Below are 11544 nucleotides of genomic sequence, written 5' to 3' on the forward strand. Positions count from 1 at the left end.
CGTCCCCCCACCCCCCTTCCGGGGACGGACCACCGGCGCGGGGAGCCACTCCCGGCTCCCCGCGCCACCCCCTTCCCCGGCCCCGTGCCGTCGCGCGCCGAACTCCGCGCTGCCCCGCGCCGAGCCCCGCGCCACCCCCTTCCCCGGCCCCGTGCCGTCGCGCGCCGAGCCTGCTCGGGGCCCCGCGCCGTCCCGGGTCCGGCCCCCGTCCCGGACGGGTCCGCCGCGCTGGCAGAATTGACCCGTGATCGACGCACGACGGCTGCGGACCCTCCGGGCCGTGGCCGACCACCGGACCGTGACCGCCGCGGCGGCCGCGCTCTACCTCACCCCCTCCGCGGTCTCCCAGCAGCTCGCCGCGCTCGAGCAGGAGACCGGGCACACCCTGCTGGTCCGGGCCGGACGCGGGGTCCGGCTCACCGCCGCCGGGGAGATCCTGCTCACCCACGCCGACGCCGTCCTCGCCCAGCTCGAACGCGCCGAGGCCGACCTCGCGGCCTACAGTTCCGGCGCGGCCGGCGAGGTCACCGTCGCCGCCTTCGCCACCGGCATCGCCCTGGTCCTCGCCCCCGCCGTCGCCGCCCTCGCCGGCAGCGCCCCCGACCTGCGGGTCCGCGTCCTGGACGCGGAGGGCGACGCCAGCCTGCCGATGCTGCTCGACGGACGCGCCGACATCGCCGTCGCCGTCGAGTACCGCGGCGCCCCGCGCGCCGACGACCGCCGACTGACCCGGCTGCCGCTGTACGCCGAACCCTTCGACGCCGTCCTCCCGCTGCACCACCCGCTCGCCGCCGGGACCGGTCCGGTCGCGGTCGCCGACCTGGCCGCCGAGCCCTGGATCGGCCCCTACCCGGGCAACCCCTGCCACGACGTGGTCCTGCTGGCCTGCGAGCACGCGGGCTTCCAGCCCCGGCTGGTCCACTCCTCCGACGACTTCCGGGCCGTCACCGCCCTGGCCTCGGCCGGCGCCGGAGTGGCCCTGGTCCCGCGCTCGGCCCTGCGCGGCACCGAGTCGGACGCGATCGCCGTCCGCCCCGTCGACAGCGCCCTCGCCACCCGCAAGGTCTTCGCCGCGACCCGGGCCGGCGCCGAACTCCACCCCCTGATCCGCCCCGTCCTCACCGCTCTCGCCACCGCCGCCGGCCACCTCGACCACCCGGCCTGAACCGCCGTCCCCCGCCGTCCCCCGCTGTCCGCCGCCCGCCCGGTCGAATAACCGGTCGACCGCGCCCCGTCCCGCCCGCTAGCTTCCACCCCGGAGATCGAACCCGTCCGGGAGGAGGCACCGCGGTGGAGCAGCAGGAGCAGGACCGGCAGGAGCAGGACCGGCCGTCCGAGCAGCACGCCGCGCGCCGCGCCGCGCTGGTGGCGCGGATCCGGGCGGCGAACGCCGAGACGCTGGAGAGGCTGGCCGAGCTGTGAGCGCCCGCCACGAGGCCGCCGTGCACCTGGACGAGGAAGACATCGAGTACCTGCTGGGCCGCGTCGCGGTGGTGCGCGAGCGCTCGCTGCTGCGCTCCGCGCTCGGCCGCCCGCGGGCCTCGGCGTTCGGGGCGGACGCGTACCCGGACGTGTGGGCCAAGGCGGTCGCGCTCGGCGAGTCCCTCGCCCGCAACCACCCGATGACGGACCGGAACAAGCGCACCGCCTTCGAGTCGATGCTGCTGTTCCTCGACTACAACGGGCAGCCGTACACCGACCCGCACCCGGACGACGCCGTGGCCTTCGTGCTGCGGCTGGCCCAGGGCGGCTACCACGGTCATTTCGACGCGGCGGTGGCCGACTTCCGCCGGATGCTCGGCGCGGACGCCGCCCGGGACCGCGTGTGAGATCTGCAGCGAGTAGGGCTCGAACGATGCCCGGCCCGTCGTGATCAGCACGTGAGGTACGGCCGGCCCGTGGCTGGGCATCGAGCCGGTGCCGGGACGCGTGCGGCCTTTACGGCGGGGAGCGGCAGTTCATCGACGCCTTCGGGTGTGGCTCGATCGAGCAGCAGTGGGTGGACATCCGCGGTTCCTGCACGAGGACGACGAGGACCCCGGCGCGGACCCGGGAAGCGGCCCCTGGAACTGATCCGGCTCTGCCCCGGCATTCGGGCGGTCCGCTCGACCAAACGGCCGCCTGAATTGTCGGCCCAAGTCTGTTTTGCGGCGAAAGCGCAGCCGTCACCGAAGCCGACGGAGCGTCACGAGCCGGTAAAAATTGGCAAAGGATGCCCCTCCCGGCGGTCCCGCTGGGCTGCTGCTTCAACAGATTGTTGCAGATCAGCGGCCGAGTGGTGACGCTCCGTGGATTTGGCGTGACTCCCTGCTCCTGATGGAATTCGCAATCCGCAGGAGTACGGTTCCGGAGGAATCGCCGGGGCCAACTTCCAGGCAGGCCGGCCGTACCGGAAATTGGTGCGCAGTCATGGGGCAGCAATGGGGCGGGGAGAAAGCCGCCGCGGCGATCCGGCCGGTATTCGGCCGGTTCCCCGGGGAAGTCCTGCGCGGTGTCGCGCAGGTCGATTTCATGCCGTCCGCGGTGTGCGGGCTGTTCTTCACGGCGGCCCTGTTCGCGGCCGGCCCGCAGTACGGCCTCTACGGGCTGCTCGGCAGCGCCGTCGCCACCGCGGCGGCGTACGGGCTGGGGCTGGACCGGACCGCGGTGGGGGCGGGGCTGCACGGGTACAACGGGTGCCTGGTGGCGCTGGCCTGCGCCGTGTTCCTGGGCGCGGGCCACCCGGCGACCCTCGCGGTCGCGGTGCTCGGCGCGGCGGTCGCGGTGGTGCTCACCGCGGGCCTCGCCGCACTGCTCGCCAAGGCCGCGCTGCCCGTCCTGACCGCGCCGTTCTGCCTGGTCGCCACCGCCCTCACGGCCGCCGCCCCGGGCTTCCGGCAGCTGTGGCACGGCGCCCCGGCGCCCGCCGCACTGCCCGCCCCCGCGACCGGCACCACCGCGCCGGGCTGGGGCGACCTCTGGCACGGGTTCTTCGCCAACATCGGCCAGGTCTTCTTCCTCCCGCAGTGGTACGCCGGCCTGCTGTTCCTGGCCGGACTGTTCGCCGCCGGCCGCCTCGCCGGCCTGGCGGCCTGCGCGGGCAGCGCCACCGCCCTGCTCACCGCCTGGGCGTTCGGCGCGCCCGGCGACCAGGTCGGCCAGGGCCTGCTCGGCTACAGCGGCGTGCTGACGGCCCTCGCCCTGCACGGGGTGTTCCTGGCCCCGGGCGGGTGGAGCCTCGGGTACGCCCTGGCCGGCGCGGCCACCGCGACCCTGCTCACCCCGGCCCTCGGCGCGGTCACCGCCCCGTTCGGCGGCCACGCCCTCACCTGGCCGTTCGTCCTCACCACCCTGCTCTTCCTGGCCGCCGTCCCCGCCGTGCCCCGACTGCACCGGCGCTGACCGCCGGCCGTTCCCCGCCCGACCACCCCGGAACCCCCGACACTTCGGACACTTCCCACCCCGCCGCCCGGCGGTGCTCGGCGCTGCCCGAACGCCCGCCCGGCATTTCGACCGGATTCCCGGAAAGGACGCGTGGCTCCCGTGAATCTCTCCCCCCGCGAGATCGACAAGCTGTACATCTACGTCGTGGCCGACCTGGCCCGCAAACGCCGCGACCGCGGCGTCAAGCTGAACTACAGCGAAGCCTGCGCACTGATCAGCGAGGCCGTCATGGAGGGCGCCCGGGACGGCCGGACCGTCGCCGAATGCATGGAGATCGGCAAGCAGGCGGTCCGCGGCGAGGACGTCATGCCGGGCGTGCGGGAGATGCTCCCGCTGCTCCAGGTCGAGGCCGCCTTCGTCGACGGGACCAAGCTGGTCTCCTGCCACGACCCGGTCGGCGCCTGACCGATGACGCACCCTCAGCACGCCGTCGTGGTGCTGGCCGGCGGCCACGAGAGCGACGGCGGACGGGACCTCGCCCCCCTGGTCGCCGCCACCGCCGCCACCGCCGCCACCGCCGGGCCGACGGTGCACGCCGCCGCCCCGGCCGGCCGCCCGCTGGCCGAGGCGGTCCGCGCGGCCCTGGCCGCACCGGGCGGCCACCCGGTGTGCGTCGTCCCGATGACCCTCGGCCGGGACCCGCGCCTGGTCGCCGAGACCGCCCGGACCCTGCGCGGACTCACCGCCGAGCAGGGGCAGCGGCCCGGACGGCTCGCGCTGACCGCGCCGTTCGCCGCCGCCGAACACCTGGTCGGCTGGCTGCGCGCCGCCGCCCGCACCGCCCCCGCCGCCCCGGACGGCGCGCTGCTGGTCACCGCCCCGGCGGCCGGCCCGTTCGAGGACGCCGAACTGTTCCGGATCGCCCGGCTGGCCCGGCAGTTCGGCCGCCACCGCTGGGTGGAGGTCGCGTTCGACGACGGCGACCCCGACCCGGCCGAGGGCGCGGCCCGCTGCCGCCTGCTCGGCGCGCGCACCGTCACCGCCGTCCCGGCCGCGTTCGGACCGGCCCTGCGCACCCCCGTCCCCGGCGTGCTCGACGGCGGCCCGCTGCTGCGCCCGTCCGCCGTCGCCGGGGTGCTCGCGGCCCGGACGGCGGACGCCCTGCACCTGCTCGGCCACGGCGAGGACGGCACCGCCGCCGGCCTGGACGCCGAGCACGGCCACGGCTACGCGCACAGCCACGGCCACGGCCACGGCCACGGCCCGGGCGAACCGTCCCACACCCACTGACATCCCCCCATGACACCCCCACAGACCCGCAGTGAACCGGCAGAGAGGAAGGGCAGCCATGTCTGGTGGCGCCGCGTACCTGTACGGCGACGACCCGGTGGAGATCAACGCCGGCCGTGCCAAGGCCACCGTCACGGTCAGCAACACCGGTGACCGGGCGATCCAGGTCGGCTCGCACTACCACTTCTTCGAGGCCAACCGGGCCCTCGACTTCGACCGCGAGGCCGCCTTCGGCAAGCACCTCGACATCCCGGCCGGCACCGCTGTCCGGTTCGAGCCGGGCGACACCCGGGACGTCGTGCTGGCCGAGTTCGGCGGCCACCGCCGCCTGGTCGGCTTCGCCAACCTGGTGGACGGCGGCGTCACCGCCCCCGCCACCCGCGACCGCTCCCTGCGCCGGGCCGCCGAACAGGGCTTCAAGGGCTCCACCACCCCCGGCACCACCCCCGACCGCCAGGAAGGCGACCGCTGATGGCCATCCTCTCCCGCAAGCAGTACACCGACCTGTTCGGCCCGACCGTCGGCGACCGCTTCCACCTCGCCGACACCAACCTGGTCGTCGAGGTCGAACGGGACTTCAACCAGGGCCACTACGGCGACGAGGCCGTGTACGGCGGCGGCAAGGCGATCCGCGACGGCATGGCGCAGGACCCGGCGGCCACCTCCGTCCAGGGCGCGCTCGACCTGGTGATCACCAACGTGGTGGTGCTGGACGCCGTGCTCGGCGTGGTCAAGGGCGACATCGGCGTCAAGGACGGCTTCATCGTCGCCGTCGGCAAGGCCGGCAACCCGCACACCCAGGGCGGCGTGCACCCCAACCTGGTGATCGGCCCCGGCACCGAGGTGATCTCCGGCGAACACCTGATCGCCACCGCGGGCGGCATCGACACGCACATCCACTTCATCGCCCCCCAGCAGGTGCAGGAGGCGCTCAGCAACGGCATCACCACCCTGATCGGCGGCGGCACCGGCCCGTCCGACGGCACCAACGGCACCACCTGCACGCCCGGCCCGTGGAACCTCCACCGGATGTACCAGGCCGTCGAGGACCTGCCGGTCAACGTCGGCCTGCTCGGCAAGGGCAACGGCGCGCTGCCCGGCGCGCTGCGCGAACAGGTCGAGGCGGGCGCCTGCGGCCTCAAGGTGCACGAGGACTGGGGCAGCACCCCGGCCGCGGTCGACAGCGCGCTGAGCGTCGCCGACGAGTACGACGTGCAGGTGGCGATCCACACCGACACGCTCAACGAGTCCGGCTACTTCGAGGACACCCTGTCCGCGATCGACGGCCGCACCATCCACACCTTCCACACCGAGGGCGCGGGCGGCGGCCACGCCCCCGACATCATGCGGATCGCCGGCGAGCCCAACGTGCTGCCCTCGTCCACCAACCCGACGCTGCCCTACACCGTCAACTCGGTGGACGAACTGCTCGACATGGTGATGGTCTGCCACCACCTCAGCCACAGCATCCCCGAGGACGTCTCGTTCGCCGACTCTCGGGTCCGGGCCGAGACCATCGCCGCCGAGACGGTGCTGCACGACGAGGGCGTGATCTCGATCTTCTCCTCCGACTCGCAGGCGATGGGCCGGATCGGCGAGTCCTTCACCCGCGCCTTCCAGACCGCCCACCACTGCAAGGACCAGCGCGGCAAGCTGGCCGGAGACAGCGAACGGCACGACAACTTCCGGGTGCTCCGCTACCTGGCCAAGCTCACCATCAACCCGGCCGTCGCCTCCGGCACCGCCGACCACATCGGCTCGCTGGAGGCGGGCAAGCTCGCCGACATCGTGCTGTGGCCGATCCACTCCTTCGCCGCCAAACCCAAGATGGTGATCAAGGGCGGCATGATCAACTGGGCCCTGATGGGCGACCCCAACGCCTCCCTGCCCACCCCCCAACCCGTCTACTACCGGCCGATGTTCGGCCAGTACGGACGGGCCCGGCAGGCCACCCGGGTCTCCTTCATGTCACAGGCCGCCGTAGACCTCGGCGTCCCCGCCGAACTCGGCCTGCGCAGCACCGTGCTGCCGGTGCGCCGCTGCCGCTCGGTCGGCAAGCAGCACATGGTCCGCAACGACGCGCTGCCGCGGATCGAGGTCGACCCGGAGACCTACAAGGTCACCCTGGACGGCGAGCCCGCCACCATCGAACCCGCCCGCGAACTGCCGCTCAACCACCTGTTCTACCTCGCGTGAGCGCGAGCGCGAGCGCGAGCACGAGGGCGAGCACGAGCGTGGGCGCGAGCGCGAGCGTGGGCACGAGCGTAGGCATCGTTCCTGCCGCTCCCACCGCCACCGCCGCCGAGTTGGACGCCCTGCTGGTCTGCCTCCAGCTCACCGACTCGGCCTTCCCCAGCGGCTTCTACACCCTCTCGCACGGCCTGGAGGGCTACGCCCAGGCCGGGGCCGTCACCCCTGAGACCCTGCCCGACCTGCTCGCCGACCTGCTGCGGCACGGCGTCGGCCCGTCCGACGCCACCGCCCTCGTCCTGGCCCACCGGGCCGCCGCCGCGGGGGAGTGGGAGCTGCTGGCCGCCACCGACCGGCGGCTGCACGCCACCCGGCTGAACCGCGAACTACGGCTGGCCGCTACCCGGACCGGCCGTCAACTCCTGGACATCGCAAGGGAGTCGATCGGCGGCGAGGCGCTGGAGCAGTACGCCGCCCTGGTCGCCGCCAAGCGCGCTCCCGGCTGCCAGCCGGTGGCCGCCGGGGTCGCCCACGCGGCGGCCGGCGTCCCGGTCGAACGGGCCGTCACCAGCGACCTGTTCGCGTTCTGCACCAGCTTCGCCGGGGCCGCGCTGCGGCTGCGGCTGACCGACCACCGCAAGGCCCAGGTGCTGCTGCGCGGCGCCGCCCCGGTGATCCGGGAGACCGTCGAGGCCGCCCTGGTAAGGGAGTTGGCGGACCTCGGCGGCTGCGTGCCGGTCGCCGACATCATGTCCGGCCGGCACGAGCGGGCCGAGGCCCGGCTGTTCATGAGCTGAAACCACCACGAAGGAGACACCCATGGACGACAACGTCCTGCGGATCGGCATCGGGGGCCCGGTGGGCTCCGGCAAGACCGCGCTGATCGAGGCGCTGGTGCCGGTGCTGATCGCCCGCGGCCACCGCCCCGCCGTGATCACCAACGACATCTACACCCAGGAGGACGCCCAGCACGTGCGCCGCACCCTGGCCGGCGTGCTCGACCCGGAACGGGTGGTCGGCGTGGAGACCGGCGCCTGCCCGCACACCGCCGTGCGCGACGACCCGACGATGAACCTGGCCGCCGGCGCCGAACTCCTCGAACGCTTCCCCGACGTGGACACCCTGTTCTACGAGTCCGGCGGCGACAACCTCACCCTCACCTTCAGCCCGGTGCTGGTCGACGTGTTCGTGTTCGTCCTGGACACCGCCGAGGGCGAGAAGATGCCCCGCAAGCGCGGCCCCGGCATCACCGAGTCCGACCTGCTCGTCATCAACAAGATCGACATCGCCCAGTACGTCCGCGCCGACCTCCGGGTGATGGAGTCCGACGCCCACCGGGTGCGCGAGGGCGGCCCGGTCGCCCTCACCAACTGCCTGACGGGCGACGGCCTGGAGCAGATCGCCGCCTTCCTGGAGACCTTCCGCAAGGCCGCCGCGTGACGACCACCAGGCCACCCGAAGCGCCGTCCGGAGCACCGCCCGCAGCACGGTCCGAAGCGCCGCCCGAAGCGCCGCCCGAAGCCCCGTCCGAAGCACCGCCCGCGGCGCCGCCCCGGCTCGACCCCCGGCACTACGAGCCGGCCCGCGTCCCGCCCGAGGTCCGCCGCTACGCCGGGACGCCCGACACCCTCGCGGTCGGGCGCCCCGGCAAGGTCGGCCTGCTGGAACTGGCCTTCGAGCAGGTCGGCGGCCGCACCGAACTCACCGGCCACTACCAGAAGTCGCCGCTGCAGATCATGCGCCCGCTGTACTTCGACCCGGCCCGCCCCGACCTCGCCGTCACCTTCCTGATGTCCACCGGCGGCGGCATCCTGCAGGCCGACCGGCTCCGCACCGACCTGCACTGCGGCGCCGACACGGCCGTCCACCTGACCACCCAGGCGGCCACCAAGGTCTACCGGATGGAACACGACTACGCGACGCAGCTGGTCAACCTGACGGCCGGCCCGCGCGCCTACGTCGAGTACCTGCCCGAGCCGGTCATCCCGTTCGTCGACTCCCGCCTCTACCAGCGCACCGTCCTCACCGTCGACCCGTCCGCCACCGTGCTGGTCGGCGAGACCGTCCTGGCCGGCCGGCTCGCCCGCGGCGAACGCCACGCCTACCGGGTCCTCGCCTCCGACCTGGAAGTGCGCCGCCCGGACGGCGAGTTGCTGGCCGTGGACACCGTCCGGCTGATCCCCACCGGCACCCCCGGCGGCGGCGTCACCGGACCGGCCGTCCTGGCCGGACACGACGTGATGTCCACCCTCCACGTCCTCAGCCCGCTCGCCCCCGCCGCCCGGATCGCCGACACCCTGCACCAGGCACTCGCCCCCCACGGCCTGCTGCACGGCGTCTCCACCCTCCCCGCCGACAGCGGCGCCTGGCTGCGCCTGCTCGGCCCCGACACCCGCACCTGCACCGCCGCCCTCCGCGCCGCCTGGGACGCCGTCCGCCGTCTCCTGATCGACGCCCCGGCCCCGGACCTGCGCAAGGCGTAGCCCCCGGCCGCTCCCTCGGCGCGGCGGCCGCCGTCCCGGGCCGGGCGCATGCCCGTCCGGCAACCTGGGCATGAACCGGACAACATTCGGGCCGGGTCGCACCGGCCGGACCGGGGGAGCGCACCCATGACCGTGGCACGCCGCACACTGCTCACCGGAGCCGCCGCCACCCTGGCCGGCACGCTCGGCGGCCTGGCCCTCCCGGCCACCGCCCGCGCCGCGACCGCGACCCGGACCGCGGCCGCGACCCGCGCCGTGCCCGCGGCGGCGACCGTCACCGGCAGCACCCCCGGCGGGCAGCCCACCGCCGACTGGATGGGCCGCCTCGACGCCGCCCGCCCGCTGCTCGGCCTGACCGTCCCGGGCACCCACGACTCCTGCTGCACCGACCCCGCCCACGGCACCGAGTGGTCGCACACCCAGAACTGGGGCGTCCCCGAGCAGCTCACCCAGGGCGTCCGCTTCCTCGACATCCGCTGCAACGGCCTCCAGGGCACCGCCGACGAGCTCGGCGTCTACCACTCCGACGCCTACCAGTACGTCCGCCTCCAGGACGTCCTCGACCAGTGCCGGGCCTTCCTGACGGCCCACCGGGGCGAGACCGTCGTCATGCGGCTGCGCAACGAGAACGCCGGCGGCCAGGCGCTCGACCCCGCCGAGTTCCGCCGCCGGGTCGACCACTACCTCGACGACCTCGGCTACCGCCCGCTGTTCCACCTCTCCGGCTGGCCCACCCTCGGCACCGCCCGCGGCCGGATCGTCCTGGTCGCCGACTTCGCCAACGACTGGGGCGTGATCCAGTGGTCCAGCGGCAGCAACGCCTACTTCCGCACCCAGGACCTCTGGCAGACCGACCAGCTCTTCCCGCTCCGGGTCAAGGGCCGCGCGATCACCCAGCAGTTCGACACCGCCGCCGCCGACCCCGCCTCGCCCCAGATGTACGTCAACTTCCTCAGCTACGCGGGCGGTTACTGGCCCAAGAGCGCCGAACAGACCCTGATGGACCAGTCCGTCTACCCCTACCTCACCGCCCACGCCGGCCGACCCGCCCGCTACGGCATCGTCCCGATGGACTTCCCCGACTTCCACGTCAACGTCCTGCACCTGCTGATCGACCAGAACTTCACCGCCTGACCCCCGCCTCCCGCCTCCCGCCTCTTGCCTCCTCCCGCACCGACGCGAATCGGCCGATCCCCCGCGTCCTGACTGCTCAACACCCGTCCTGGCATATGCTGCCGGGTGGTCAGGGACGACCACCACCCACCCTCGCAGGAGTGCCCGATGAGCGATCACGACACCGACCGCAGCACGCCCCCGATCCCGATCGGCGTCATCGGGCTCGGCGACATCGCGCAGAAGGCCTACCTGCCCGTCCTCACCGCCCAACCCGGCCTCGACCTGCGCCTGATGACCCGCGACCGGGCCAAGCTCGACCGGATCGGCGACGCCCACCGCCTCCCGTTCCGCACCACCGACCTCGGCGAACTGATCGACTCCGGCATCCGCGCCGCCTTCGTCCACGCCGCCACCGACCAGCACGTCCCGATCGTCGAGGAACTGCTCACCCACGGCGTCGACGTCTACGTCGACAAGCCGCTCGCCTACGACCTCGACGGCGCCCGCCGCCTCGCCGACCTCGCCACCCACACCGGCCGCTCCCTGCTGGTCGGCTTCAACCGCCGCCACGCCCCCGGCTACCTGCTCGCCGCCGAACGCCCGCGCGACCTGATCGTCCTGCAGAAGCACCGCGAGGGCCTCCCCGAACGCGCCCGCACCCTGGTCTACGACGACTTCATCCACGTCGTCGACAGCCTGCGCTTCCTCGTCCCCGGCGAGATCGAGCACGTCGACGTCCGCTCCCGCACCCGCGACGGCCTGGTCGAACACGTCGTCCTCACCCTGGCCGGCCGCGGCTTCACCGCCCTCGGCATCATGAACCGCGTCTCCGGCTCCACCGAGGAGATCCTCGAAGTCTCCGGCGCCGACTCCAAGCGCGAGGTCCACAACCTCGCCGAAATCATCGACCACCGCGGCCAGCCCACCATCCGCCGCCGCGGCGACTGGGTCCCCGTCGCCCGCCAACGCGGCATCGAACAGGTCGTCCTGCACTTCCTCGACGCCCTCCGCGCCGGCAAGACCCTCGACGCCACCGACGCCCTGCGCACCCACGAACTGTGCGAACTCATCGTCAACCGCATCGAAGCCGAATCCGCCTGAA

General features: G+C 74.0%; 13 protein-coding genes. All 13 read left to right on the forward strand.

Annotated elements, in window-relative coordinates; all coding sequences use genetic code 11:
- The first annotated feature begins 244 nt into the window (after window positions 1-244).
- The 13 genes from EDD39_RS35440 (at window position 245) to EDD39_RS35495 (ending at window position 11543) form a co-directional block, all read left to right on the forward strand.
- Window positions 245-1165 carry a LysR family transcriptional regulator gene (locus EDD39_RS35440; protein ID WP_123563696.1) on the forward strand — a complete coding sequence of 307 codons (921 nt, stop codon included), beginning with the start codon at window positions 245-247 and terminating at the stop codon, window positions 1163-1165.
- Between the two features lie 125 nt (window positions 1166-1290).
- Window positions 1291-1422, forward strand: a complete 132-nt coding sequence (locus EDD39_RS42430; RefSeq protein ID WP_279634038.1) for a hypothetical protein — start codon at window positions 1291-1293, stop codon at window positions 1420-1422.
- Window positions 1419-1829, forward strand: coding sequence for a type II toxin-antitoxin system death-on-curing family toxin (locus tag EDD39_RS35445; RefSeq protein WP_341869201.1), 411 nt, complete (start codon window positions 1419-1421; stop codon window positions 1827-1829). The genes EDD39_RS42430 and EDD39_RS35445 overlap by 4 nt, the downstream gene beginning before the upstream one ends.
- A 580-nt stretch (window positions 1830-2409) precedes the next feature.
- Window positions 2410-3381 (forward strand): urea transporter, encoded by a 972-nt coding sequence (locus EDD39_RS35450; RefSeq protein ID WP_123563697.1) that lies wholly within the window; start codon window positions 2410-2412, stop codon window positions 3379-3381.
- Between the two features lie 141 nt (window positions 3382-3522).
- Complete coding sequence (locus EDD39_RS35455) at window positions 3523-3828, forward strand: urease subunit gamma (RefSeq protein ID WP_030463673.1); 306 nt, start codon at window positions 3523-3525, stop codon at window positions 3826-3828.
- Window positions 3829-3831: 3 nt separating this feature from the next.
- The gene (locus EDD39_RS35460; protein WP_123563698.1) at window positions 3832-4653 is read left to right on the forward strand and encodes a hypothetical protein; all 822 of its coding nucleotides are present in this window, start codon (window positions 3832-3834) and stop codon (window positions 4651-4653) included.
- A gap of 58 nt (window positions 4654-4711) precedes the next feature.
- Window positions 4712-5125 carry an urease subunit beta gene (locus EDD39_RS35465; RefSeq protein WP_123563699.1) on the forward strand — a complete coding sequence of 138 codons (414 nt, stop codon included), beginning with the start codon at window positions 4712-4714 and terminating at the stop codon, window positions 5123-5125.
- Complete coding sequence (gene ureC / locus EDD39_RS35470; RefSeq protein WP_123563700.1) at window positions 5125-6849, forward strand: urease subunit alpha; 1725 nt, start codon at window positions 5125-5127, stop codon at window positions 6847-6849. The genes EDD39_RS35465 and ureC overlap by 1 nt, the downstream gene beginning before the upstream one ends.
- Window positions 6850-6905: 56 nt before the next feature.
- Window positions 6906-7640, forward strand: a complete 735-nt coding sequence (locus EDD39_RS35475) for an urease accessory protein UreF (RefSeq protein ID WP_123563701.1) — start codon at window positions 6906-6908, stop codon at window positions 7638-7640.
- 22 nt (window positions 7641-7662) lie between these two features.
- A complete protein-coding gene (gene ureG, locus EDD39_RS35480) occupies window positions 7663-8283 on the forward strand; it encodes an urease accessory protein UreG (protein WP_123563702.1) in 621 nt (206 codons plus the stop codon).
- Entirely contained in the window at window positions 8280-9326 is a 1047-nt protein-coding gene (locus tag EDD39_RS35485) for an urease accessory protein UreD (RefSeq protein WP_123563703.1), read from the forward strand. Before ureG ends, EDD39_RS35485 begins: the two co-directional genes overlap by 4 nt.
- Window positions 9327-9452: 126 nt before the next feature.
- A complete protein-coding gene (locus EDD39_RS35490; RefSeq protein ID WP_123563704.1) occupies window positions 9453-10460 on the forward strand; it encodes a phosphatidylinositol-specific phospholipase C in 1008 nt (335 codons plus the stop codon).
- A gap of 147 nt (window positions 10461-10607) precedes the next feature.
- Entirely contained in the window at window positions 10608-11543 is a 936-nt protein-coding gene (locus EDD39_RS35495; RefSeq protein ID WP_123563705.1) for a Gfo/Idh/MocA family protein, read from the forward strand.
- Window position 11544: the final 1 nt, after the last annotated feature.

The organism is Kitasatospora cineracea, assembly GCF_003751605.1.
GTDB lineage: Bacteria > Actinomycetota > Actinomycetes > Streptomycetales > Streptomycetaceae > Kitasatospora > Kitasatospora cineracea.

Bases quoted from the DNA above. Each gene is read 5' to 3' on its own strand.
- EDD39_RS35450 (WP_123563697.1), top strand. From the start codon at position 2,410: ATGGGGCAGCAATGGGGCGGGGAGAAAGCCGCCGCGGCGATCCGGCCG.
- EDD39_RS35460 (WP_123563698.1), top strand. From the start codon at position 3,832: ATGACGCACCCTCAGCACGCCGTCGTGGTGCTGGCCGGCGGCCACGAG.
- EDD39_RS35465 (WP_123563699.1), top strand. From the start codon at position 4,712: ATGTCTGGTGGCGCCGCGTACCTGTACGGCGACGACCCGGTGGAGATC.
- ureC (WP_123563700.1), top strand. From the start codon at position 5,125: ATGGCCATCCTCTCCCGCAAGCAGTACACCGACCTGTTCGGCCCGACC.
- ureG (WP_123563702.1), top strand. From the start codon at position 7,663: ATGGACGACAACGTCCTGCGGATCGGCATCGGGGGCCCGGTGGGCTCC.
- EDD39_RS35490 (WP_123563704.1), top strand. From the start codon at position 9,453: ATGACCGTGGCACGCCGCACACTGCTCACCGGAGCCGCCGCCACCCTG.
- EDD39_RS35495 (WP_123563705.1), top strand. From the start codon at position 10,608: ATGAGCGATCACGACACCGACCGCAGCACGCCCCCGATCCCGATCGGC.